Source organism: Xanthomarina spongicola (genome assembly GCF_003148645.1).
GTDB lineage: Bacteria > Bacteroidota > Bacteroidia > Flavobacteriales > Flavobacteriaceae > Xanthomarina > Xanthomarina spongicola.
The window spans coordinates 1-24322 of sequence record NZ_QGGP01000009.1 but is presented as its reverse complement, the minus strand read 5'-3'; the positions used below and the strand labels follow the sequence as shown (position 1 = coordinate 24322).

At 30.8% G+C, this 24322-nt stretch carries 24 protein-coding genes; 14 read left to right on the top strand and 10 right to left on the bottom strand.

Annotated elements, in window-relative coordinates; all coding sequences use genetic code 11:
• Positions 1 to 50: 50 nt before the first annotated feature.
• Together LX78_RS13445 and aroQ are read left to right on the top strand one after the other, a co-directional pair.
• Entirely contained in the window at positions 51 to 584 is a 534-nt protein-coding gene (locus tag LX78_RS13445; protein ID WP_109683298.1) for a hypothetical protein, read from the top strand.
• Positions 585 to 648: 64 nt separating this feature from the next.
• A complete protein-coding gene (gene aroQ / locus LX78_RS13440; RefSeq protein ID WP_109683297.1) occupies positions 649 to 1065 on the top strand; it encodes a type II 3-dehydroquinate dehydratase in 417 nt (138 codons plus the stop codon).
• Between the two features lie 116 nt (positions 1066 to 1181).
• Here aroQ and lpdA read toward each other — a convergent pair whose 3' ends face one another.
• Positions 1182 to 2558: a dihydrolipoyl dehydrogenase gene (gene lpdA / locus LX78_RS13435; protein ID WP_109683296.1), complete on the bottom strand. Its 1377-nt coding sequence runs from the start codon at positions 2556 to 2558 to the stop codon at positions 1182 to 1184.
• A 247-nt stretch (positions 2559 to 2805) separates the two neighbouring features.
• The gene (msrB, locus tag LX78_RS13430) at positions 2806 to 3282 is read right to left on the bottom strand and encodes a peptide-methionine (R)-S-oxide reductase MsrB (RefSeq protein ID WP_109683295.1); all 477 of its coding nucleotides are present in this window, start codon (positions 3280 to 3282) and stop codon (positions 2806 to 2808) included.
• A gap of 152 nt (positions 3283 to 3434) precedes the next feature.
• On the opposite strand from msrB, the gene LX78_RS13425 reads away from it, so the two are divergent.
• Together LX78_RS13425 and LX78_RS13420 are read left to right on the top strand one after the other, a co-directional pair.
• Positions 3435 to 4265, top strand: coding sequence for a M48 family metallopeptidase (locus LX78_RS13425; protein ID WP_185117716.1), 831 nt, complete (start codon positions 3435 to 3437; stop codon positions 4263 to 4265).
• Between the two features lie 78 nt (positions 4266 to 4343).
• A complete protein-coding gene (locus LX78_RS13420; protein WP_109683294.1) occupies positions 4344 to 5639 on the top strand; it encodes an MFS transporter in 1296 nt (431 codons plus the stop codon).
• Between the two features lie 45 nt (positions 5640 to 5684).
• On the opposite strand, the gene LX78_RS13415 is transcribed toward LX78_RS13420, so the two are convergent.
• Genes LX78_RS13415 through LX78_RS13400 form a run of 4 tightly spaced genes read right to left on the bottom strand, consistent with a single transcriptional unit; the run spans position 5685 to position 8624 of the window.
• The gene (locus LX78_RS13415; protein ID WP_109683293.1) at positions 5685 to 6398 is read right to left on the bottom strand and encodes a head GIN domain-containing protein; all 714 of its coding nucleotides are present in this window, start codon (positions 6396 to 6398) and stop codon (positions 5685 to 5687) included.
• Between the two features lie 19 nt (positions 6399 to 6417).
• A complete protein-coding gene (locus LX78_RS13410; RefSeq protein ID WP_109683292.1) occupies positions 6418 to 7509 on the bottom strand; it encodes a hypothetical protein in 1092 nt (363 codons plus the stop codon).
• A complete protein-coding gene (locus tag LX78_RS13405) occupies positions 7487 to 8050 on the bottom strand; it encodes a hypothetical protein (protein WP_109683291.1) in 564 nt (187 codons plus the stop codon). The genes LX78_RS13410 and LX78_RS13405 overlap by 23 nt, the downstream gene beginning before the upstream one ends.
• A gap of 10 nt (positions 8051 to 8060) precedes the next feature.
• Positions 8061 to 8624 (bottom strand): RNA polymerase sigma factor, encoded by a 564-nt coding sequence (locus LX78_RS13400; RefSeq protein WP_109683290.1) that lies wholly within the window; start codon positions 8622 to 8624, stop codon positions 8061 to 8063.
• A gap of 239 nt (positions 8625 to 8863) precedes the next feature.
• On the opposite strand from LX78_RS13400, the gene lon reads away from it, so the two are divergent.
• The 8 genes from lon (at position 8864) to LX78_RS13360 (ending at position 18208) form a co-directional block, all read left to right on the top strand.
• Complete coding sequence (gene lon, locus LX78_RS13395) at positions 8864 to 11314, top strand: endopeptidase La (RefSeq protein ID WP_109683289.1); 2451 nt, start codon at positions 8864 to 8866, stop codon at positions 11312 to 11314.
• Positions 11315 to 11432: 118 nt separating this feature from the next.
• Positions 11433 to 12452: a type IX secretion system protein PorQ gene (porQ, locus tag LX78_RS13390; RefSeq protein WP_146192588.1), complete on the top strand. Its 1020-nt coding sequence runs from the start codon at positions 11433 to 11435 to the stop codon at positions 12450 to 12452.
• Between the two features lie 31 nt (positions 12453 to 12483).
• Entirely contained in the window at positions 12484 to 13179 is a 696-nt protein-coding gene (gene cmk / locus LX78_RS13385; protein WP_109683288.1) for a (d)CMP kinase, read from the top strand.
• Between the two features lie 222 nt (positions 13180 to 13401).
• Positions 13402 to 15288: a 30S ribosomal protein S1 gene (rpsA, locus tag LX78_RS13380; protein ID WP_109683287.1), complete on the top strand. Its 1887-nt coding sequence runs from the start codon at positions 13402 to 13404 to the stop codon at positions 15286 to 15288.
• A 123-nt stretch (positions 15289 to 15411) separates the two neighbouring features.
• Positions 15412 to 15951: a bifunctional pyr operon transcriptional regulator/uracil phosphoribosyltransferase PyrR gene (gene pyrR, locus LX78_RS13375; protein WP_109683286.1), complete on the top strand. Its 540-nt coding sequence runs from the start codon at positions 15412 to 15414 to the stop codon at positions 15949 to 15951.
• Between the two features lie 3 nt (positions 15952 to 15954).
• Positions 15955 to 16884: an aspartate carbamoyltransferase catalytic subunit gene (locus LX78_RS13370; protein WP_109683285.1), complete on the top strand. Its 930-nt coding sequence runs from the start codon at positions 15955 to 15957 to the stop codon at positions 16882 to 16884.
• A 4-nt stretch (positions 16885 to 16888) separates the two neighbouring features.
• Positions 16889 to 17221: a ribonuclease Z gene (locus tag LX78_RS13365; RefSeq protein ID WP_109683284.1), complete on the top strand. Its 333-nt coding sequence runs from the start codon at positions 16889 to 16891 to the stop codon at positions 17219 to 17221.
• Positions 17222 to 17302: 81 nt separating this feature from the next.
• Entirely contained in the window at positions 17303 to 18208 is a 906-nt protein-coding gene (locus tag LX78_RS13360; RefSeq protein WP_109683283.1) for a ribonuclease Z, read from the top strand.
• Here the strand turns inward: LX78_RS13360 and LX78_RS13355 are convergent.
• Positions 18205 to 18618: a hypothetical protein gene (locus LX78_RS13355; RefSeq protein ID WP_109683282.1), complete on the bottom strand. Its 414-nt coding sequence runs from the start codon at positions 18616 to 18618 to the stop codon at positions 18205 to 18207. The two genes, LX78_RS13360 and LX78_RS13355, sit on opposite strands and share 4 nt — an antisense overlap.
• A gap of 82 nt (positions 18619 to 18700) precedes the next feature.
• On the opposite strand from LX78_RS13355, the gene pdxH reads away from it, so the two are divergent.
• A complete protein-coding gene (gene pdxH / locus LX78_RS13350; protein ID WP_109683281.1) occupies positions 18701 to 19348 on the top strand; it encodes a pyridoxamine 5'-phosphate oxidase in 648 nt (215 codons plus the stop codon).
• A 165-nt stretch (positions 19349 to 19513) separates the two neighbouring features.
• Positions 19514 to 20008, top strand: coding sequence for a CAP domain-containing protein (locus LX78_RS13345; protein ID WP_170109855.1), 495 nt, complete (start codon positions 19514 to 19516; stop codon positions 20006 to 20008).
• 425 nt (positions 20009 to 20433) lie between these two features.
• Here LX78_RS13345 and LX78_RS13340 read toward each other — a convergent pair whose 3' ends face one another.
• The 3 genes from LX78_RS13340 to LX78_RS13330 all read right to left on the bottom strand — a co-directional run.
• Positions 20434 to 22344: an OmpA family protein gene (locus tag LX78_RS13340; protein ID WP_109683280.1), complete on the bottom strand. Its 1911-nt coding sequence runs from the start codon at positions 22342 to 22344 to the stop codon at positions 20434 to 20436.
• 11 nt (positions 22345 to 22355) lie between these two features.
• Positions 22356 to 23282 carry a PorP/SprF family type IX secretion system membrane protein gene (locus tag LX78_RS13335; RefSeq protein WP_109683279.1) on the bottom strand — a complete coding sequence of 309 codons (927 nt, stop codon included), beginning with the start codon at positions 23280 to 23282 and terminating at the stop codon, positions 22356 to 22358.
• An 11-nt stretch (positions 23283 to 23293) separates the two neighbouring features.
• Positions 23294 to 24322 (bottom strand): gliding motility-associated C-terminal domain-containing protein (locus LX78_RS13330; protein WP_146192587.1); only part of this gene is annotated, 1029 nt, incomplete at its 5' end.

Below are 24322 nucleotides of genomic sequence, written 5' to 3'. Positions count from 1 at the left end.
AAAAAAGGGCAATACTCATACATTGCCTTTTTAATTTAAAATTTTTTAAAATGAAAAAACTAATTATTACAACAGTAACAGCACTTATGTTTAGTGTATTATCATTTGCGCAATCTGGTTTAAATATTGGAGGAAGTATAGGTTTCCCTTATGAAAACTATGAAGGTTATGATTTTTCTTTTGCTTTTAATGGTGATATTAATTATTTATTTGAAGTTAATTCAGCTTTCGATTTAGGTATAGCAACAGGTTATGGTCAGGCTATAGGTGATAGCTATTATGTAGGTCCAATAATAGGGAACTTTGAGACACCAGACTATCAATATGTTCCAGTTGCTGGAGCAGCAAGATTTAGTGCTAATGAAAAATTAGTGTTTGGTGCAGATATTGGTTATGCTATTTCAGTGTCGAGTGCAAAAGATTTATATAATAATGATTATTATACAGGAGGATTTTATTGGAGACCTATGGTTGGATTTAATATAAACGAAACTCTTCAATTAAATGCTAATTATATTGGTATTAGTGATGATTATTTCTATTATGGATCTTTTAATCTTGGATTTACTGTAAATATCAATTAAGATTTATATTATCAGATATAAAAACCGAAGTGCTACACTTCGGTTTTTTTTATACCTTTACTTTATGAAAAAACTCATTATCATTAATGGACCAAACTTAAATTTATTAGGGAAACGTGAGCCACAAATTTATGGTAATCTAACTTTCAATGAATTTTTTGAAACCATTAAAGAAAAATATCCTCAAGTGCTCTTAGAGCATTTCCAATCTAACATAGAAGGTGAAATTATAACTAAAATACAAGATGTTGGGTTTAGCTATCATGGCGTTATATTAAATGCTGCTGCATATACACATACATCAGTTGGAATTGGAGATGCAGTTGCAGCTATAGAAACTCCCGTAATAGAAGTACATATTTCAAATACGTTTAAGCGTGAAGAGTTTAGACATCAATCTTATGTTGCTCCAAACGCAAAAGGAGTTATTGTTGGATTTGGCTTGCAAAGTTATGAATTAGCTATACAGAGTTTTTTATAATAATGCACTTTGGTTTTTTAGAAAAATATCTTTGCTTTAATTACTTTAGAACAAGACACAATAAAAAAGGCTTCGAAATAATCGAAGCCTTTTTTTATATATTCTTATCTTTCTACTTATAGATGTATCACCTCTCCATACGCATCTGCAACTGCTTCCATAACAGCTTCACTCATGGTTGGGTGTGGATGTACTGCTTTTAGTACTTCATGTCCAGTAGTTTCTAGCTTTCTTCCTAAAACAGCTTCAGCAATCATATCTGTTACTCCAGCTCCAATCATATGGCAACCTAACCATTCTCCATATTTAGCATCAAAAATCACTTTTACAAAACCATCTTTTGCACCAGAAGCACTTGCTTTACCTGAAGCTGAGAAAGGGAATTTACCAACTTTAATATCATAACCTTTTTCTTTAGCTTGTTTTTCGGTTAATCCAACGCTAGCAATTTCTGGTGATGCATAAGTACAACCAGGAATATTTCCATAGTCTAAAGGTTCTACAAGTTGTCCAGCAATTTTTTCAACACAAAGTATCCCTTCTGCAGAAGCTACGTGAGCTAATGCTTGACCAGGTGTAACATCTCCAATGGCATAATAACCAGGAATGTTTGTTTGGTAATAATTGTTTACTAAAATTTTATCTCTATCTACAGCAATACCAACATCTTCTAATCCTATGTTTTCGATATTAGTTTTAATTCCAACAGCAGATAAAATAATATCAGCTTCAAGAATTTCTTCACCTTTAGCTGTCTTCACAGTAGCTTTAACTCCTTTTCCTGAAGTATCTACTTTAGTAACTTCAGCTGAAGTCATAATTTTAATGCCACTTTTCTTAAAGCTTTTTTCTAGTTGTTTAGAAACATCAATATCTTCTACAGGAACTACGTTTGGTAAAAATTCAACAATAGTTACTTCAGTTCCCATAGAGTTATAAAAATATGCAAACTCAACTCCAATAGCACCAGAACCAACAACAATCATCTTTTTTGGTTGTTCAGTTAAAGTCATTGCTTCTCTGTAACCAATTACCTTTTTGCCATCTTGAGGTAAACTTGGAAGCTCTCTCGAACGAGCTCCTGTGGCAATGATTATATGATCTGCACTATATTCTTTTCCGTCCACATCGACTTTCTTTCCAGTTTTTAGTTTCCCAAATCCTTCAATAACATCAATTTTGTTTTTTTTCATTAAAAACTGAACGCCTTTACTCATACCTTCTGCAACATTACGACTTCTCTTTACGACTGCATTAAAATCTTTATCAAATTCTTTTACAGATAAGCCATAATCATTTGCATGTTTTAAATATTCAAACACTTGAGCAGATTTTAAAAGTGCTTTGGTTGGAATACAACCCCAATTTAGACAAACACCACCAAGGTTTTCCTTTTCAACTATAGCTGTTTTAAAACCTAATTGAGACGCTCTAATAGCTGTTACGTAGCCTCCAGGACCACTTCCAAGAACAATAATATCGTATTTACTCATCGTTTATTTTTTAGTCGTTTTAAGAAGCTACGAAGTTACAAAAAGTATATTTCATATAACAAATGATGCTTGATAAAATAGATGAAAGAGAATAGTAAATGGACTTTTAGTATGTGTGGTATGGTTGAAATTTCGAAATTCCTTGCCTATTAGTTAGGTTGGCAAAAAATCTAAACTCCAAATAATTTAAATTAAAGATATTATTAGATTGTAGCTTTTTTTGTCCAATAAACTATGCTAGATAAATCTATTCCTTAGGAATAAAATTTAAGGCAACACCATTGATGCAGTGTCTTTTTCCAGTAGTATTTTTTGGACCATCGTCAAAAACATGACCTAAATGTCCACCACAAGTTGCGCAATGCTCTTCATATCCATAAAAGCCGTTTCCGTCTTTAGAAATGGTAACATTTCCTGAGATTTCCTGGTCGAAACTTGGCCAACCTGTTCCAGAATCAAATTTATGTTCGCTTTTAAATAAAGGTGTTTTGCAAGCAGCACATACATATATTCCTGATTCTTCATTATTATTTAGTGGACTAGAAAAAGCACGTTCTGTTCCAGATTCTCTTAAAACATAATATGCTTCAGCACTTAATTCCTGTTTCCATTCGGCATTTGTTTTAGTTGTTTTAAGTGAGTTGTCAGAGGCGTTTTCTTTTTCTTCTTGACCTAAACAACTTTGTATACTAACTAATAATATGAAGCTTATTAATATTCTCATAAGATAAAATGTATGTAAAAATAACTGTAGAATATTGTCGTAGGACTATTAGTAACATTACAAATAATGAACAAAAATTTATAAAACTATATTTTGCTATCTATTAAAATAAGGAATGGTTTTTGTAATTTTATCTATTAAAATATTTAAAAATGAAATTAAAGAATATAATTTTGGTATCTGGAATGTTTTTTTTGGCAATGTCATGTGCTACAAATCCTTTTACTGGCAAACAAACTATGGCAATAGTGCCAAATTCGCAATTATTTCCAACAGCTTTTCAGCAATATAATCAGGTGCTTTCTCAAAGTAAAGTAATAAAAGGTACACCTCAATCTGAAATGATAACACGTGTTGGTCAAAGAATTTCTATAGCAGCAGAACGATGGTTAAATGCCAATGGTTATGAAGGTTATTTAAAAGATTATAAATGGGAATATAACTTAATAGACGATAAAACTGTTAATGCTTGGTGTATGCCTGGAGGAAAAATTGTGTTTTATACAGGAATTCTTCCAATAGCACAAAGTGAAACAGGAGTTGCTGCCATTATGGGTCACGAGGTAGCGCATGCACTTGCAAATCATGGACAACAACGTATGAGTGCAGATTACATTCAACAAGGAGTTGCTATTGCTGGAAATGTTGCTATTCAAAACGATAATGATAGAGAAGCCTTTAATCAATATTATGGTATTGGCTCTCAAGTAGGAGTGATGTTGCCTTTTAGTAGAAGTCATGAAACAGAAGCAGATAAAATTGGCTTAATTTTAATGGCCATGGCTGGATATAACCCAAGTGAGGCTGCAGAATTATGGAAACGAATGAAAGCTAATAGTGGAGGAGGTGCGCCACCAGAAATACTAAGTACACATCCATCTAATGATACAAGAATTCAAGAAATTTCATCTTTAGTGCCTATGGCAGTTGCAGAAGCTAAAAAGTTTGGTGTAACTACTTTTAGGCCAATTACTAATTTTTAAAAGTATAATTTAAAATATTTACTTACTTTCGAAGCTGTTCAATTTAATGAACAGCTTTTTTATTTTATTAAATTTTATATGGCAAAACTTGAAAAAGGAAGTAAAAAATTACTGAATGCATGGGCTTTTTACGATTGGGCAAACTCAGTTTATACCTTAACTATTGCCTCTTCAATATTCCCAATATTTTATTCAGCTTTATTTATAAGTGAAATTAAGCAAATTGATGCCTTTGGCTTTGAATTTAAAAGTACTGCTTTAATAACTTTTGTAACAGCTTTTACATTTTTGGTAGTTTCTTTTATGTCGCCTTTATTGTCTGGAATAGCTGATTATGTAGGCAATAAGAAAAGTTTTATGAAGTTTTTCTGTTATGTTGGAGGTATTGGGTGTATTGGTTTGTATTGGTTTAGTTTGGACCATATATACATAAGCTTGTTGTTTTATTTTATGGGATTAATTGGATATTGGGGAAGTTTGGTTTTTTATAATTCTTATTTACCAGACATTGCTTTTCCTGAACAACAAGATAGAATAAGTGCTAGAGGATTCTCTTTTGGTTATGTAGGGAGTGTTATATTACTTATTATTAATTTAATCATGGTAATGAGCCAAGATACTGGAGATGCTAAAATGCAAATGATGCGTTGGTCTTTTGTTATGGTTGGTGTATGGTGGATATTATTTAGTCAATACACTTTTTATGTTTTACCAAAAGGTGTTTTAAATGGTGAAAAGGTTACTAAAAATGTGATTCTTAATGGATTTAGAGAGTTACGTCAAGTATGGCATCAACTTAAAGAGAATCTAAGGTTAAAAAGGTATTTAGCAGCTTTTTTTGTTTTTAGTATGGCTGTACAAACCATAATGTTAGTTGCTGTATATTTTGGGGAAGAAGAAATAGCTTGGGCAGACGATAGCGAAAAAACTATGGGATTAATTGTAAGCATTCTGTTAATTCAAATAGTTGCCATTCTTGGAGCTATTTTAACTTCTAGAGCTTCAGAAAAATTTGGTAATATTAAAACACTTATTGCAGTAAATATAATTTGGATGTCATTATGTTTTGCAGCATATTTTGTGGTAACTCCATTTCATTTTTATTTAACTGCAGGTTTTGTTGGATTGGTAATGGGAGGGATTCAAGCCTTAGCCAGATCTACTTATTCAAAGTTCTTACCAGAAACAGAGGATACAACGTCCTTCTTTAGTTTTTATGATGTTGCCGAGAAAATAGGCATTGTAATTGGGATGGTTATTTTTGCAACTATAGATCAAGTTACAGGAAGTATGCGTAATGCCATTGTGTTTTTATTTGTTTTCTTTTTAATAGGAATTGTATTGTTATTTAGAGTTCCCAAAAAGAATAGTTAACAAAAAAAGCCTCTCAATTTGAGAGGCCAATAATTTAAATATTGTTTAATTGTTTTTGCTTATTGAACCAGAACCAGCCACTTTCGTGTCTTCTTTTTCTGGATTTCCAGAGTATTCAATATCACCAGAACCAGCAACTCTGGCTTTTAAAGATTTATTACTTACAACCTCTGCATCACCAGAACCAGCTAATGACACATCAGTATAATTTGATTCTAGTTTTGAGCCATCAAAATCTCCTGAGCCTGAAACACTAACCTCTAATTTTTCAGTGTTGCCTTTTAAATTTAAGTCTCCTGAACCAGTTAAACTACTAGAGATAGAATTAGCATCTACATGAATGTTAACATCTCCAGAACCAGCTAAAGAAACATCAAAATTAGTTGCATTTATTTTATCTTCATTCCATAGGTCTCCAGATCCAGCTAAAGACACACTATTAATGTCTTTAAAAGGAATAGTAATTTTTATGGTTTTATTCATACTAGGACTAAGATTTACTTTGTCTTTAACTTTAATAATTAAGTTGTTTCCTTTTACTTCTGTAATTACATACTCTAATAAGTTTTCTTCTCCTTCAAGAGTAATTTTCCCTTCTGTTCCTGCCACTAGAATGTAATCGAAAGATCCAGCACATTTAATGCCATCGTAGTCTCCTGTAGTTCTAGTTATTGTAGTTACTTTTCCATTGCCATTTACTTTTTGAGCAAAGCTAAAAGAGGAAAGAAGTACTGCTGCTATAAGAATGATTTTTTTCATAAAAATTTCTATTTATTGGTTAGTTTTTAAAAAATGAGACACTTCCGTATTCCGATTCTATTTTTATTAAATTTCCAGAATTTGAAGCTCCATAATAGCCAGAATAATAATTTTCTCCAGATTCTTCTCGTCTTTTGTTAAATTGAAAATCTCCACTATCTTTTAAAGATGCATATTCTAAATTAATATCGAAGTTAAAATGGTATCCAGGCGCATGACCAATTTTAATTCCCGTATAATCTGATTCTATATTGACATTTCCTGAATTTTCAGTCATGTTTGCTATTTTTATAGAACCATAATCTGCTTCAAGTGTCACGTTTTTATAAACATCACCAATAGTAACGGTTAAGTAGTCTCCATTACCAATAATATTATTGGCTTTGTTAATTTTTATAGAACCATAATCGCAGACATAATTTACATCTTCAACAGCTTCAATAATAGAAGAGGTATAATCAGCATTCACATGAATGTTCTTTGCTTTTGCAATGGTAAACCCACTATAATCTGCATTTATTTCACCACTTTTAATATATTCAAAATAACAGTTAGACGTATAATCGAAGCTTATTCTGTTATTGTCTGCCATAAGTTCTTTAGTAGTAATCTTTCCATAATCACAGCTAATTGTTGCTCGACCTTCTAGTTTATCTAAGTTTATATTTCCATAATCATTACTTAAATCAACAGCATTTGTAACTGGCATTTTAACAACATAATTAATAGTCATATTTACATTGTTGTTGCCTCCCCAATTCCACCAAGAACTTTTACTTTTATTAAAAATGGTTTTAGCAGATACAAGACTGTTTGTTGCATCAAAATCTACAGTAATATCGTCTAATTTTTGTTGCACTTTATCTTCGTCGTTTCCTTTAATGGTAATGATTACTTGAATGTCAATTCTGTTTTCATTCCAAGTAACAATGTCTAGATTACCATAACTATTATCTATTTTTAATGTGGCATTTGCCGACACATTAAAAGATTTTTTAATGGTTTTCTCTTTAGTGTGTTTTTCCTTTTCAATATTATTTGTTGATGCCAAACTAATTACTGGCATAAGTAATAATAGAGTGATTAGTCTATAAAGTTTTATTGTTTTCATTGCTTAATTTATTAAGTTGTTTAATGTTTTCTATGTGTTCTAAGGTGTTTTGTAAAATATCTATTCGGTTTTGAAAATTTTTAATCATGGCGTAAATCACACGATTGTCATCTCCACTTTTGGTTAAATCTACTTTTAGGGTATCATAATTAATTTCCAGTTTTTTAATTTGAATTAACGCATCGTTAATAATCATTTTAGTTTCTGGATTCGATTCACTTTCTAATTTTTTTAATTCTTCAGAAATAGCGCTAGTAAAAAAAGTTTGAGTTTGAGCCATTTCAGGAGACACATTTGCCAAATCTCTTACAGTTTCTTTTTGATTAACTGTAATAAATAAGCTTACTATTAATATAATGGAAGCTGCAATACTAAGTAACGGTTTCCATAAATTTCTAACATTGGTCTTATTGTTAGAAGCAATGTTTGTTTTGTTATTTAATTTGCTTAAAAAACGTTTTGTATGGTCAGAATTTGGTTCTTCAACATCAAAATTGTCTTTTAAATCTTCAAATAGTTTATTTAAGTTATCTGTGCTCATAACAATTATATTAATGTGAGACTTGTGGTTGTAATTTTTGTCTTAAACTTTCTTTTGCTCTCGATATAGTGGTTCTGCAGTTGGCATAACTAATGTTAAGAATATTGCAAATTTCCTCGTAATCGTAACCGTCTATTAAATGTAACGTAAGTGAAATTCTATAGTTCTCTTTTAATGTATTTAAAGTCTCTAAAACCTGTCTCGCTTTTAGATTTGTAAACTCATAATCTGTAGGAATTCCTGAATCTTCACTTTCAATTTTATATTTCACATCATCAAAAGAAACACTTTGATGTTTGTTGTTCTTTTTATAATGATAAATACTTTTATTAATTACAATTCGTTTTAACCAAGCACCAAATGTTAAGCTATCTTGTATGCTATCAAGTTTTGTAAAAGCTAACAGAAAGGCTTCCTGCATAATGTCTTCAGCTTCAAAACTATCTTTTACAATTCTATAAGCTACGTTGTACATGGCTTTGTAATATCTATTATAAATCTCCAATTGCGCAAGTTGGTTGCCAGATTTACAAAGCGATACAAGTTGTTCGATATTTTGATGGGTTAGTGTCAATTAAAACAATTTGTTATTATAAAGATGCTATGTTTTTGTGTTTGTTACAGTTTTAAATAAATAAAATTAATGTTTCAATTTAAACATGGCATATTAATTGAACTTTTAGTTGAAAATATATCTTAATTTTATTGTTAATGCTTTAAAAATAAGATAACTAGAAGTAATAAGATTCTAATTTTAAAAGAAATACATTCTGTTTTTATCTAATTTAATGACAGAATGACTTAATAATATATATGAAGAAGAGAGATTTATTTAGCCTTGACAGTTTGTCATTTCAGGAATTCGATGAAAATTCAGAGTTAATTCCTTTAATGACTCCTGAAGATGAAGAAGAAATTAGTAATGAGAAATTACCTGAAACTTTACCTATTTTATCTTTAAGAAATACAGTATTGTTTCCTGGAGTTGTAATTCCTATTACAGCAGGAAGAGACAAATCTATTAGATTGATAGACGATGCCAATAAAGGCAGTAAAGTTATTGGAGTAGTGGCTCAAAAAGATGAAGAAGTAGAAGACCCTTCTGCAACAGATATTCATGAAACGGGAACTGTAGCAAGGATTCTAAGAGTTCTTAAAATGCCAGATGGAAATACTACAGTTATTATTCAAGGTAAGAAAAGGTTTAAAGTTGCCGAAGTTATAACTGAAGAACCTTATATAAATGCTACAATTCGTGAAGTTCCTGAGGCTAGACCTGCAGAAAAAAACAAAGAGTTTGAAGCTATTATTGATTCTATAAAAGAATTAGCGCTTCAAATAATAAAGGATAGTCCAAATATTCCAAGTGAAGCTTCATTTGCTATTAAAAATATTCAAAGTAATTCGTTTTTAATCAATTTTGTCTCATCTAATATGAACCTAACTGTTAAAGAAAAACAGGCTTTATTAGAAACAAACGATTTAAAAGAGCGTGCTTTAGCTACATTGAAGTATATGAATGTTGAGTTTCAAAAATTGGAACTTAAAAACGATATCCAATCTAAGGTTCAAAGTGATATGAACCAGCAACAAAGAGAATATTTTCTTCATCAACAAATGAAGACTATCCAAGAAGAATTAGGTGGAGTAAGTCATGATGAAGAATTGGAAGAAATGAAAGTTCGTGCTAAATCTAAAAAATGGAACGAAGATGTAGCAATTCATTTCAATAAAGAGATTGCAAAAATGCAACGTATGAATCCTCAAGTTGCAGAATATTCTATCCAACGTAATTATTTAGATTTATTTCTGGATTTGCCTTGGAATGAATTTAGTAAAGATAAATTCGATTTAAAGCGTGCAAAACGCATTTTAGATCGAGACCATTATGGGCTAGATGATGTTAAACGAAGAATTATTGAGTATTTAGCAGTTATTAAATTGCGTAACGATATGAAATCGCCAATTTTATGTCTTTATGGACCTCCAGGAGTAGGTAAAACCTCTTTAGGAAAATCTATTGCTGAAGCCTTAGGAAGAGAATACGTTCGTATGTCTTTAGGTGGTTTACGTGATGAAGCTGAAATTAGAGGCCATAGAAAAACCTATATTGGAGCCATGCCAGGAAGAATACTTCAAAGCCTTAAAAAAGCTGGGACATCTAATCCTGTATTTGTTTTAGATGAAATAGATAAATTATCTAATTCGCATCAAGGAGATCCATCTTCTGCTATGTTAGAAGTTCTAGACCCAGAGCAAAACAGTGAATTTCATGATAACTTCCTAGAAATGGGTTACGATTTATCTAAAGTGATGTTTGTTGCTACTTGTAATAGTTTATCGACCATACAGCCTGCTTTATTAGATAGAATGGAAATTATTAATGTTACAGGTTACACCATTGAAGAAAAAGTGGAAATAGCAAAAAGACATTTGTTACCAAAGCAATTAAAGGAGCATGGATTGACAGAAAAAGAATTAAAAATTGGAAAACCACAACTTGAAAAAATAGTTGAGGGTTATACAAGAGAATCTGGTGTTCGTGGTCTTGAAAAGCAATTAGCAAAAATGGTTCGTTATGCAGCCAAAAGCATTGCTATGGAAGAAGACTATAATATTAAAGTAACTAACGAAAATATTATTGAAGTTCTTGGAGGACCTAAACTAGAAAGAGATAAATACGAAAATAACAATGTAGCTGGAGTTGTAACAGGACTTGCATGGACAAGAGTAGGAGGAGACATTCTTTTTATTGAATCTATTTTGTCTAAAGGAAAAGGAAACTTAACTATAACAGGTAATTTAGGAACTGTTATGAAGGAATCTGCAACCATTGCTATGGAATTTATAAAATCTAATGCAAAAGAGCTAGATCTAGATCCAGACATTTTTGAAAAATACAATGTGCATATTCATGTGCCTGAAGGTGCAACTCCTAAAGATGGTCCAAGTGCTGGTGTAACTATGCTTACATCTTTAGTGTCTTTATTCACACAAAGAAAAGTAAAGAAAAGTCTAGCAATGACTGGCGAAATTACTTTAAGAGGAAAAGTACTTCCAGTAGGTGGAATTAAAGAAAAGATATTAGCAGCTAAACGTGCTAGAATCAAAGAGATTTTACTTTGTGAAGACAACAGAAGAGATATTGAAGAAATTAAACCTGAATATTTAAAAGGATTAAAATTTCATTATGTTTCAGATATGAATGATGTTATTAAAATAGCTCTTACCAATCAAAAAGTTGTTAATGCCAAGGAGCTTTAGATGAGTTGAATTAAAAATGTATCAAAACCTCGAATTTATATTCGAGGTTTTTTATATCACTTAAAAATAAATTATACTTGCATCCGTTTAAAGATAGATTTAGTTACTTTGCAATTATATGATTAAGAATTTTACGGTAGTTTTTATAATGCTTCTCAGCACTTTTGTCTCGGCGCAAATTGGTGGTGAAACTACCTACCAATTTCTTAATTTAGTTTCTTCTCCAAGACAAGCTGCATTAGGTGGAAAAGTTTTTACTAATGTAGATTACGATGTCACTCAGGCATTAACTAATCCAGCAACAATAAACATTGAAATGGACAATCAATTAGCTTTAAATTATATGAGTTACTTGGGTGGAATAAGTTATGGTACTGCTGCCTATGCATATACTTGGGATAGGCGAACACAAACCTTTCATATGGGAGTTAGCTATATTAACTATGGAAGCTTTGATGGTTATGATGAAGATGGTAATGCAACTGGCTCTTTTACTGGTAACGAGGCTGCGCTTTCTTTTGGTTATGCAAAACAACTAGGTTATTCCGATTTTTATTTAGGTGGGAATATTAAATTAATAACGTCATTACTAGAACAGTATAATTCTTTTGGAGCAGCTATAGATGCAGGTCTTTTATATATAAATGAAGATATAGAATTTCAAGCAACTCTTGTAGTAAGAAATTTAGGTGTACAGATAACTACGTATGCTGGATTAAACGAACCATTACCTCTTGAAATAGCATTTGGTATGTCGCAAACCTTAGAACATGTTCCATTACGCTGGCATTTAACTTTCGAGAATTTGCAAACATGGCCAATTTCGGTTTCTAATCCAGCTAGAGCCGAAACAGATTTAGAAGGTAATCAAACACAAGAAGAAGTAGGTTTTTTTCAAAATGTACTAAATCATACCATTTTAGGAGCAGAAATATTTCCTGCAGGAGCTTTCAGTATTAGACTAGGTTATAACTTTAGAAGAGGTCAAGAATTAAAAATAGTAGATCAAAGAAATTTTTCAGGTATCTCAGCTGGTTTTGGCTTAAAATTAAATAAACTTAGATTTAGCTTTACACATGCTAGATATACAAGTGCTGCTAATGCTAACTTTTTTGGCTTACAACTTGATTTAAGATAGTTTATGAATTCCAATTTCATAGAAAGTTAATATGAATAAAATTACCATTGCAATAGACGGATTTTCCTCAACAGGAAAAAGTACAGTTGCCAAACAATTGGCTAAACACTTAGGCTATATTTATGTAGATTCTGGAGCTATGTATCGTGCTGTTACTTGGTTTGCAATGCAAAACAATATAATTAGTAAAGAGCATTTTTATATTGATAAATTAATTTCTAACCTACATAACATTACTATAAGTTTTATTTTTAACGACAGTCTAGGTTTTGCTGAAGTTTATTTAAATGGCAAAAACATTGAAAAACAAATTAGAACATTAGAAGTTTCTAGTTTTGTAAGCCAGATTGCCGAAATTTCTGAAGTTAGAGAACTTTTAGTAAAGCAACAACAAAAATTAGGCGAGAAGAAAGGTATTGTTATGGATGGGCGAGATATTGGAACTGTTGTATTTCCTAAGGCAGAGCTAAAATTATTTATGACAGCTTCGCCTGAAACTAGAGCTACAAGACGATTCAATGAATTAATTTCACGAGGAGATAAAGTAAATTTTGAAGAAGTACTACATAACGTACAAGAGAGAGATTATATAGATTCCCATAGAGAAGATTCTCCACTTATAAAAGCCGAAGACGCTATAGAAATTGATAATTCTACATTAACATTAGACCAGCAATTCCAGAAAATACTTCAACTGGTTGAATCTAAGCTAGAAAATTGTAAGTAAACCTTTAATTTTAAGAAAAATACATTAGGTTATTTTAACTAAAAACATTAATTTTGCACTCCTTTTAGCGAAGAGTTAGGAATTAGAAGGGAACTAAAACAAATTTATAATTAACGCTTCTGTGTGTTAATCGCTTAATTTTCCTAAGATAACACAGAATACAAAACATAATGTAATAGCTTTTCGTGTATTGAAAACATATACATTATTAAATTATTTTAAATGGCTGAAAAAGCAAAAAAAGCAGAAGTTGAAGCAACTGAAGCAAAAGCAGTAGAAACTGCTGAAACACAAACAGTAGAAGCTACTGAAACTCAAGTAGCAGAAGCTCCAGTAGTATCTGAAGCTCAAGCAAATCCAGAAAAATTCTTAAAAGATTTCAATTGGCACAATTACCAAGAAGGTATTGATGAGGTTGATGATTCTCAATTACAAGAATTTGAAAAATTGGTAGCTGAAAATTTCGTTGACACTTTAGATGATGAAGTTGTTGAAGGAGAAGTTATTCACTTAACAGATCGTGATGCTATTATAGACATCAATGCTAAATCTGAAGGTGTTATTTCTTTAAATGAATTCCGTTACAATCCAGGTTTAAAAGTAGGAGACAAAGTAGAAGTATTAATTGATGTTCGTGAAGATGCAACTGGACAATTAGTATTATCTCACAGAAAAGCTCGTGTAATTAAAGCTTGGGATCGTGTTAATGCTGCACATGACAATGGTGAAATCGTTAATGGTTTCGTTAAATGTAGAACTAAAGGTGGTATGATTGTAGATGTTTTTGGTATCGAAGCATTCTTACCAGGTTCTCAAATTGACGTTAAGCCTATTAGAGATTACGATCAGTATGTTAATAAAACAATGGAATTTAAAGTGGTTAAAATTAACCATGAATTTAAAAACGTTGTAGTTTCTCATAAAGCTCTTATTGAAGCAGATATTGAAGAACAAAAGAAAGAAATTATTGGTCAATTAGAAAAAGGTCAAGTATTAGAAGGTGTAGTTAAAAACATTACTTCTTACGGAGTCTTTATCGATCTTGGTGGTGTAGATGGTTTAGTGCATATTACAGACCTTTCTTGGTCTAGAATTAATCATCCAAACGAGATTGTTGAATTAGATCAAAAATTAAACGTAGTTATCCTTGATTTTGATGAAGACAAATCAAGAATCCAATTAGGTTTAAAACAACTAAGCAAACATCCTTGGGATGCTTTAGGTGAAGAAGTTAAAGTTGGAGATAAAGTTAAAGGTAAGGTAGTTGTAATAGCAGATTATGGTGCATTTATTGAAGTAGCAGATGGTGTTGAAGGATTAATCCACGTATCAGAAATGTCTTGGTCAACTCATTTACGTTCAGCTCAAGATTTTGTATCTGTAGGAGACGAAATTGAAGCTCAAATCTTAACTTTAGATAGAGAAGACAGAAAAATGTCTCTTGGTATTAAGCAATTAACGCCAGATCCATGGACTGATATTACTTCTAAATATCCTGTAGGATCTAAGCATTCAGGTATTGTACGTAACTTTACAAACTTTGGTGTTTTTGTTGAATTAGAAGAAGGTATTGATGGATTAATTTACATCTCAGATTTATCTTGGACTAAGAAAATTAAGCATCCAAGTGAATTCTGTAACGTAGGAGATACGTTAGACGTTGTAGTTCTAGAATTAGATGTAGAAGGACGTAAATTAAGTTTAGGTCATAAACAAACTACTGAAAATCCTTGGGATAAGTACGAAACTGAATTCGCTTTAGATACAGTACATACAGCAGAAATTGCTGAGGTTGTAGATAAAGGTGCAACTATTGAATTTAACGAAGATATCGTTGCTTTTGTTCCTTCTCGTCACCTTGAAAAAGAAGATGGTAAGAAACTTAAAAAAGGAGAATCTGCTGAATTCAAAATTATTGAATTTAATAAAGAGTTTAAACGCGTAGTTGCTTCTCATACTGCTATTTTTAGAGCAGAAGAAGCTGCAAACGTTAAAGCTGCTGTTAAGAAACAAGAAGCTCAAGCAGCAGAAGCAAAACCAACTTTAGGTGATGCTAATGATGCTTTACAAGCTCTTAAAGATAAAATGGACGGAAAGAAATCTAAATAATTTCCAGAACATTTATAAGACTAAAGCCTTCAATTAATTTTGAAGGCTTTTTTATTACTATTAAATTAACTTTCAATTTTAAAATTTTGCATTACCTTTGCTTACCAATTAAGTTTGGATAATATGAGTCAAAAAGTGTTACTTAATGCAATAGAGGTAAACATCATTCTTCATAGACTGGCTTGTCAATTAATTGAAAAACATAAAAACTTCGAGAACACTGTATTAATAGGTATTCAGCCAAGAGGAAAATACCTAGCAGAACGTTTAGCTAAAATGCTAAAAGAAGATTATAAAATAAAAAATGTCCAATTTGGACTATTAGATATCACTTTTTTTAGAGATGATTTTCGAAGAGGAGAAAAACCACTTGAAGCTAATACCACAGAAATTAATTTTTTAGTTGAAGATAAAAACATTGTTTTTATTGACGATGTTTTATATACAGGAAGAAGTATTCGTTCTGCTTTAACAGCTATACAGTCTTTTGGAAGACCTAAAGAAATAGAACTTCTAACTTTAATAGACAGACGTTTTAGCAGACATTTGCCAATTCAGCCAGATTATAGAGGTAGACAAGTAGATGCTATTAACAACGAAAAGGTAAAAGTAAACTGGATAGAGAATGAAGGAGAAGATTCGGTTTACCTAATAAATAATTAAACTATGAGTGAATTAAGTGTCAACCACTTATTAGGAATTAAATATCTTAACAAAAAAGATATTGAACTTATTTTTGAAACTGCAGATCATTTTAAAGAAGTGATTAACAGACCTATTAAAAAAGTGCCTTCACTTAGAGACATTACTATTGCTAATTTATTTTTTGAAAACTCTACTAGAACAAAACTGTCTTTCGAATTAGCAGAAAAAAGACTATCAGCAGATGTTATTAATTTTTCAGCATCACAATCTTCTGTAAAAAAAGGAGAAACATTAATTGATACCGTTAACAATATCCTTTCTATGAAAGTAGATATGGTTATTATGCGTCATCCAAATCCAGGTGCAAGTGTGTTTTTATCTCAACATGTTGGTGCAAGTATTATAAATGCTGGAGATGGAGCTCATGAACACCCAACACAAGCTTTATTAGATTCTTATTCCATAAGAGAGCGTCTAGGAGAAGTTAAAGGAAAAAATGTGGTTATTGTTGGAGATATATTGCATAGTCGTGTTGCACTTTCAAATATTTATGCACTTAAACTTCAAGGGGCTAATGTTATGGTTTGTGGACCAAAAACCTTATTGCCAAAGCACATAGACAAACTTGGAGTAAAAGTTGAAACAAACTTACGTAAAGCGCTTAATTGGTGCGATGTAGCAAATATGCTTCGAGTGCAAAACGAGCGTATGGATATTAGTTATTTTCCATCCACAAGAGAATATACACAGCAGTTTGGTGTAAACAAAGCATTACTAGATTCTTTAAATAAAGAAATAACTATCATGCATCCTGGACCTATAAATCGAGGTGTTGAAATTACAAGTGATGTGGCAGATTCTAAACAGGCAATTATTTTAGATCAAGTACAAAATGGCGTTGCCATTAGAATGGCAGTTATATATTTATTAGCTTCAAAAATTAAACAATAATATTATGATTATAGATAAAGATGGTAATATTACCATTATTACACAAGAGAAAACTTCTGTTATAGAATTAGTAAAAAAAATGGATGTTGTATATAATCGTTTTAAAAATGATAACATCATTGTTTCACTTACTAGTTTAAAACCCGTTACTATAGAACAGGTTGTAGAGTTTTTACAACTTTCAAATAAACATAGAAAATCTAATTATTCATTTGTTATAGTTTCAGATAAGGTGAATTTAGATGACATGCCAGACGAAATTATTGTAGTGCCAACAATACAAGAAGCTTACGATATTATTGAAATGGAAGAAATTGAGCGTGATCTAGGTTTTTAAAATGTTAAGCTGTTTGTCGTTAAGTTGTTAAGTCGAAAATAACCAACGATTAAACGACAAACGCCTAAACAACAAACAACAATGAAGTTAACAATCCTCGGCTGCCACAGTGCAACTCCACGTATAAATACAAATCCTACTGCTCAGGTTTTAGAAATAAAAAATCATTTGTTTTTAATTGATTGTGGAGAAGGTACTCAAGTAGAGCTTAGAAGGAATAAATTAAAGTTTAATAGAATTAAACACATTTTTATTTCACACTTACATGGTGATCATTATTTTGGATTGATTGGGCTTATTTCAACCTTTAGACTATTAACTAGGGAAACAGAATTACATATCTATGCGCCAAAAGGTTTGAAGGAACTTGTAACGCTTCAAATGAAATTAGCTAATTCTTGGACAAATTATCAACTTATTTTTCATGAATTAACTTCCAATGAATCTGAATTAATTTTTGAAGATGACAAAGTAGAAGTGTATACCATTCCTTTAGACCATAGGGTTTATACGAATGGATTTCTTTTTAAAGAAAAGCCTGGAGAACGTAAATTAGATATGAATGCTGTTTTAAATGAAGATATTGATGTTGCTTATTACAACAAGCTAAAACAAGGTTTCGATGTTGAAAATAATCAAGGAATATTAATTAAAAACGAAACAGTCACGAAAGATCCTACGAAGCCAAAAAGCTATGCCTTTTGTAGTGATACAGCTTACAACGAAGATTTAGTCCATATTATTAAAGGTGCTTCTGCATTATATCATGAATCGACATTTTTAGATAAACACGAAAAATTAGCAAAACCTACAAAACACAGTACAGCTAAACAGGCAGCAAGTATAGCCAAACAAGCAGAAGTAGGTAAGTTAATCCTTGGTCATTATTCTACACGATACGATAATTTAAATGATTTTGAATTAGAAGCTAAAACGGTATTTGAAAATGTGGAATTAGCTAAAGATGGAAAGACATTTAAATTTTAATTAAATTCTTTTAATTTAGACATCCACTCAATAGCTTCTTCTAAAGAGTTACATCGTTTAATGCTATTTTTAGAAAAATGTTTTTCTAGAGTGGCATTCATATAATTAAAATCATTGTAAGCAACAATGGCACCAGCAACTATAAAATTATATTCTTTGTAAAAATCTATCCAGAGTTGTGGTACTAATGAATAAGAATTTATTCTATTAGAAATATAGCCAATTTTAAAATTATCGTCATAATACTCACTAATTGCAGAAATTACTTCTTGAATTTTTAACCAATCAAAATGAATGCCTTCATTTAATTCAGAAATAACAAAATTGTCAAAAAAGAAGTATGTACCAAAAGAAAATTCTACTTTTGAGTATTGAAGTAGATTGGGATATTTACTATTTTCAAAGTTCATTTAGGGATATTAATTTTTAAATTTATAAGAAATTTTATTCTCAGAAAAGAAAAATTCACTTAAAAAGTCATATTTTAATGTAATGGATACAGATTTAAGCAATTACAGAAAGTCTTACGAAAAACAAGAACTCTTATTAAAAGATACTCCAGAAAACCCAATGGAATTGTTTCAAAAGTGGTTTTTTGAAGTAGATAAATTTTTTCCAGAAGATGAAACAAATGCTATGACAATAGCTACAATTGGATTAGATGGATATCCAAAAAATAGAGTTGTGCTTTTAAAAAAATACACCTACGAAGGCTTTATTTTTTATACTAATTATAATAGTGAAAAAGGCAAAGCAATTTTAAATAACCCAAATGTTTGTTTATCTTTTTTTTGGCATGGAGCAGAGAGGCAAGTAATTATTAAGGGTAAGGCTAAAAAGATATCTGAAAATTTGAGTGATGGTTACTTTGAGTCTAGACCACGTGGTAGTCAACTAGGAGCTATAGTATCTAATCAAAGTGAAATTGTTTCTAGTAGAAAAGAACTTGAAGAAAAACTAACTTCTTTAGAAAAAGAATTTGAAGGTAAAGAAATTCCAAGACCTAAATTTTGGGGTGGCTTTATTGTAGAGCCTTTAGAATTTGAATTTTGGCAAGGAAGACCAAATAGACTGCACGATAGAATAAGGTATTCAATAACTTCAGACTTCAATTGGGTAAAAAATCGATTATCTCCATAAAATCATCGGCCAAATACATAAAAATTCATTTCATCTGTGCATTTCATCGATAAAATGAATATAAAATCGATAAAATACATGTAGTTTATCGATTTTAACATTTCCTTAACAGTTTTTTCATAGTAGGATTATAAATTAGCAACACCAAATCTAAATTACCTAACAATGAAAAAGCCTACTTTACTACCAGTTATGGTATTATTTGCTTTGTTATCATTCTCATGTTCAACAGATAGCATGGATGAAACTTCTGAAAGCATCAATACTAATTTAACTATTCCAGAAACTAAAATTATTGAAATTGAAATTGTTGAATTAATTAACGATTACAGAATTAGTTTAGGATTAAATCCATTAGATAATATGGATGTTATAAAATCTCAAGCATATACACATACAGATTATATGATCGCTCATGATAACGTGTCTCATGATAATTTTTATCAACGCAAAACTTATTTAGTAAGCAATGTAGGAGCTAATAAAGTGTCTGAAAATGTCGCATATGGATTCACATCTGCAGAATCTGTTGTTAATGCCTGGTTGAATAGTGACGGACACCGAGCAAATATTGAAGGAGATTATACAGATTTTGATATTTCAGCAGAACAGAATAACGAAGGTAAATGGTATTTCACTAATATTTTTGTAAAAAAATAAAGGTAGGAGGTAAAATAAAAAATTAATATGTAAGCTATATTTATTTAAAATTATTACTAGTACTCTAATTAATAGCAAATAAAAAAGATCACTCTTGTTAGTGGTCTTTTTTTTGTTCTATAGATACGTTTTAAATCTTTTTTTATCTAAAGATTGTATAAGGGATTACTTATATAATAAAAGAGTTCTTAAATACGCTTTATATAGCTTTTATAAGCTTATTGATTTTATTGATTTAAATATAATCATGTAATACGTTAAAATATATAATTCAAAAGCCACTCTAGATGAGTGGCTTTTAGGTAACAAGATTATTGTTAGGAAGGTTTAATATGTAAGCTATAGATATTAAAAATAACTAAACCTTATTACCCTGTTTTTATAAATAATTAAGCTAATTATTAGTAATTAATTGTTAAGTTAAATTATTTATCAGATAAGATAATAAACTTAGATCGTCTGTTTTCTTGGTGTTGTTCTTCTGAACATTTTACTCCATTCGAACAGTCATTAACTAATTGGCTTTCACCATAACCTATTGCACTTTCTATTCTTTCTTGTGCAATATCTCTAGAGTATAAATAATCTCTAGTAGATTTAGCTCTTCTATCTGAAAGTTTCATATTATAGCTATCTGTTCCACGACTATCTGTATGAGATTCAATTTTAATAACCATATTTGGATGTTCGCGCATAACTGAAACAATATTTTCTAATTCGTAAGCTGCATCTGGTCTTATATCCCATTTGTCGAAATTGAAGAAAATAGGGTTAATTACTATTTCGTTATTACTAATTAATGGTATTAATAATAAATCTACCTCATGTTCTTTTTCATGTTCGTCTGTAGTTTCAACTTTTCGTAAAGCATCTTTATAATCTGGTTTACTACCTAAAATGGTATATTTATTATTACAATCTGCTTCAAAAGAATACTCGCCTAATTCATTTGAAGTAATTTCTTCAATGATTTTACCAGATTCATCTATAAGCTGTACTTTAGTCATTGCTAAAGGAAGTAGTGTCTTACTATCTCTAGTAATTCCTTTTATTATTTGTTTACATTCAAAAATGTTGAATCCATAAATATCGTCACTTCCTTTACCATCTTGTCTGTTTGAAGAGAAATACCCAACGTTTGTTTCAGAATCTATAGAAAATGCAAAGTCATCGTAACCACTATTATAAGGTGCGCCTAAGTTCTCAGCTTTTGCATTTTCATCCTTAATAATATCAGATTTAAAAATATCTAATAAACCTAAGTTTAAAAATCCATCAGAAGAAAAGTACAGTGTACTGTCTTTAGCAACAAAAGCATAACCTTCACGACCTTCTGTATTAATTTCAGGACCTAAATTTACAACTTCACCTAGTGATCCACTATTACTAAGGTCTACTTTATATAAATCTGTTTGTCCAAAACCTCCTTCACGATCTGAAGTGAAATATAAAGTTTTATTATCTGGACTAAGTGCAGGATGGTAAGTAGAGTAATCATCACTATTAATGGATAATTCTTGAACGTTCGACCAAATACTATCTATTAAAGTTGCTTTATATATTTTTAATTGTACTGTTCCTTTTTTGTCTGTTTTAGCTCTATTTCTTTTTCCAACATTCATTCTAGAAAAGTACATGGTATTCCCATCTTTAGTTAAAGCTGCATCTGCATAATGTAAGTTGTCTCTATGAATACCTTCAAATTCTAACTTTTTTACATCTGAAATTTCCTTTTTTCCATCTTTTGTAGTGATTTCTCCTTGGTATAAATCTAGGAATGGTTCATTATTCCATTTATAGATGTCATTTCCAGTATCTCTTGAAGATGCAAAATAAATTGTGTTTTCATGTATAAAAGAACCAAAATCTGAATAATTAGAATTAATAGAAAGATTATTTACTTCAACATAAATACCTCGAGTTGAAGCTAATTTTTCGTATAGATGTAAGTTATTTTCTTTAACATTCTTTACTCGACTATCATTATTTTGCATCTCTTTAAATTTAGCAAGCCATTTGTCGGCTTCTTCAAATTTACCAAGACTTCGTTGTGTTTGAATATATTTATATATATGTTCAGGGCTAACGTCTTTATCTTTCTCAAGAGCTTTAGCATACCAAATGGCAGCTTGTTCAGAGTCTGAATTGTTATAATAACAATCTCCTAATCTAGTAAGTACATGTACATTATCTTCACCTTTAGTTACTGCTTCTTGATATAATTCTGCAGCTTTAAGATAAGCAAAGTTGTCAAAAAATTTGTCAGCAACTTTCTCTTGTGAAAATAGAAAAGTACTACTTAATGCAATTATTGTGAATATTACTTTTGTTTTCATGCTGTTATATTTTAGAAGTATCTAGGTGATTTAATTCGTTTAGTTTTGAATATTTCGAACATGATTAAAATTTCATGAGTTCCTCCAGTATAATCATTTAATTCAGATAAAGGATATTCATAAGCATAACCAATTCGTATTTGTTTAGAAACTTGAAAGTCTGCAAGACCACCAAGTGCTGAAGTGTTTTCATTTATTCTATAACCAGCTCCTAACCAGAATTTTTCAAAGAATAAGAAGTTTGCAGTAAGATCATATGATAATGGGGCTCCATTTGTAGCTTTTACTAAAAAAGCAGGCTTTAATTTAGTATTCTCACTTAAATTAAAAACATAACCACCAGTAAAATAGTAACTCACACGCTCTAAAGCAGCAACATCAGCATTATTACTGTCTTTTGCATAATCTGTATTTAATATTCTAGGTGCAGAAAGCCCTAGATACCACATTTGTGAATGCCAATATAAACCAGCACCAATATTTGGACTCCATCTATCTTCTACACCATAAATATTTGGATCTTGAGCTCCGGGATCTAATGCTTGTCTATCTAAGCTATAACTTGTGAATCCAGCTTTAAAACCAAATGCTAATTTAGTTTTTTCACCTGTATTAATAGTATATGAAAAGTCTCCATATAAGTAAGAAAAACGTTCTTCCCCAAGTTTGTCATTTATAAATGACATCCCTAAACCAATTTTTTCATTTCTTAATGGCGTATTCGCAGAAAGTGTTTGTGTGATTGGACCTCCATCAAAGCCAACCCATTGACTTCTATGTAATGCAACAACACTTAGTGTCTCTCGACTTCCTGCATAAGCAGGATTTATTGCGATGGTGTTATACATATATTGAGTAAATTGTGGTAATTGTTGCGCAATTCCAACCGTACAACTCAATAATGCTAACGCAACTATATAATGTTTAATAAGTTTCATAGGTTATAGTTTTATTTGGTTCCTACGTAGATATGACCATTAAATGGTTTTAATCCACTATTTTTTAAAGTTAGAATGTAATAATATGTTCCATTTGGTACTTTGTCAGCATTACCTACTGAAGCTCTAGATGCTGTACCATTCCAGTTGTTTTGATAATTACTAGATTCATATATCATGGCTCCCCATCTGTTAAAGATTTTGACATCAATTACAAATCCACAAGCTTCAATACCAGTAACTTCAAAATATTCATTCCATTGATCACCATTTGGTGTTACAGCTTTTGATATTACAACATCTTGTCTACCACAATCTAATACAATACAGTCATCATTAATTGTAATTGTTACTTCAGTAGTATCTAAGCAGCCATTATCAGCAACAGTATAACTAAAGATATAATCTCCTAGTTCTACATTAGAAGGGTCGAAGAATTCGTTGTCTAGAGTAGTGTTTCCAGAAACTACAATCCATGTTCCAGAATAATCAGTTCCATTAAAATAGTCAAATAAATCAATCGTACCATCTTCATAACATCTATCGTCACTTATTAAATTTATAGTATTAATAGTTGTTACATATACAGTTTGAGTAGCTTGACCAGGATTACCACAGGCATCTTCAAAATCCCAAGTCCAAGTAATTTCATAATCATTATCAGTACCATCAAACGTGTTAGTTATTTGAGGATTATCTCCAATAATTTGAACAGTTGAACAATCATCGAACTGTAATGTTGGTGGATCAGGTATATTGTCGCAATTCACATTAATATCTGATAAATCAGTAAGTACTATTGGAGCAATGGTATCTTCTACAATAATCATTTGAACGACATCTATAAAGTTTCCACAATCGTCAGTTATTCTATACGTTCTTGTGATTGTTTCAGGACAAGAAAGCCCATCAGAACTATCTCCAACAAAAGCCACTACAGGAGTAGAACAGTTATCAGCAGCATCAGTCACAACCGAAATATCAGGTTGAGGCACATCTCCAATACATTCAACAGTAATACCTGCTGGGTTAGAAGCTGT

Excerpts from the sequence above, each read along its gene's own strand:
- LX78_RS13445 (WP_109683298.1), top strand. The coding sequence starts at position 51 with ATGAAAAAACTAATTATTACAACAGTAACAGCACTTATGTTTAGTGTA.
- aroQ (WP_109683297.1), top strand. The coding sequence starts at position 649 with ATGAAAAAACTCATTATCATTAATGGACCAAACTTAAATTTATTAGGG.
- lpdA (WP_109683296.1), bottom strand. The coding sequence starts at position 2,558 with ATGAGTAAATACGATATTATTGTTCTTGGAAGTGGTCCTGGAGGCTAC.
- msrB (WP_109683295.1), bottom strand. The coding sequence starts at position 3,282 with ATGAGAATATTAATAAGCTTCATATTATTAGTTAGTATACAAAGTTGT.
- LX78_RS13425 (WP_185117716.1), top strand. The coding sequence starts at position 3,435 with ATGAAATTAAAGAATATAATTTTGGTATCTGGAATGTTTTTTTTGGCA.
- LX78_RS13420 (WP_109683294.1), top strand. The coding sequence starts at position 4,344 with ATGGCAAAACTTGAAAAAGGAAGTAAAAAATTACTGAATGCATGGGCT.
- LX78_RS13415 (WP_109683293.1), bottom strand. The coding sequence starts at position 6,398 with ATGAAAAAAATCATTCTTATAGCAGCAGTACTTCTTTCCTCTTTTAGC.
- LX78_RS13410 (WP_109683292.1), bottom strand. The coding sequence starts at position 7,509 with ATGAAAACAATAAAACTTTATAGACTAATCACTCTATTATTACTTATG.
- LX78_RS13405 (WP_109683291.1), bottom strand. The coding sequence starts at position 8,050 with ATGAGCACAGATAACTTAAATAAACTATTTGAAGATTTAAAAGACAAT.
- lon (WP_109683289.1), top strand. The coding sequence starts at position 8,864 with ATGAAGAAGAGAGATTTATTTAGCCTTGACAGTTTGTCATTTCAGGAA.
- porQ (WP_146192588.1), top strand. The coding sequence starts at position 11,433 with ATGATTAAGAATTTTACGGTAGTTTTTATAATGCTTCTCAGCACTTTT.
- cmk (WP_109683288.1), top strand. The coding sequence starts at position 12,484 with ATGAATAAAATTACCATTGCAATAGACGGATTTTCCTCAACAGGAAAA.
- rpsA (WP_109683287.1), top strand. The coding sequence starts at position 13,402 with ATGGCTGAAAAAGCAAAAAAAGCAGAAGTTGAAGCAACTGAAGCAAAA.
- pyrR (WP_109683286.1), top strand. The coding sequence starts at position 15,412 with ATGAGTCAAAAAGTGTTACTTAATGCAATAGAGGTAAACATCATTCTT.
- LX78_RS13370 (WP_109683285.1), top strand. The coding sequence starts at position 15,955 with ATGAGTGAATTAAGTGTCAACCACTTATTAGGAATTAAATATCTTAAC.
- LX78_RS13365 (WP_109683284.1), top strand. The coding sequence starts at position 16,889 with ATGATTATAGATAAAGATGGTAATATTACCATTATTACACAAGAGAAA.
- LX78_RS13360 (WP_109683283.1), top strand. The coding sequence starts at position 17,303 with ATGAAGTTAACAATCCTCGGCTGCCACAGTGCAACTCCACGTATAAAT.
- LX78_RS13355 (WP_109683282.1), bottom strand. The coding sequence starts at position 18,618 with ATGAACTTTGAAAATAGTAAATATCCCAATCTACTTCAATACTCAAAA.
- pdxH (WP_109683281.1), top strand. The coding sequence starts at position 18,701 with ATGGATACAGATTTAAGCAATTACAGAAAGTCTTACGAAAAACAAGAA.
- LX78_RS13345 (WP_170109855.1), top strand. The coding sequence starts at position 19,514 with ATGAAAAAGCCTACTTTACTACCAGTTATGGTATTATTTGCTTTGTTA.
- LX78_RS13340 (WP_109683280.1), bottom strand. The coding sequence starts at position 22,344 with ATGAAAACAAAAGTAATATTCACAATAATTGCATTAAGTAGTACTTTT.
- LX78_RS13335 (WP_109683279.1), bottom strand. The coding sequence starts at position 23,282 with ATGAAACTTATTAAACATTATATAGTTGCGTTAGCATTATTGAGTTGT.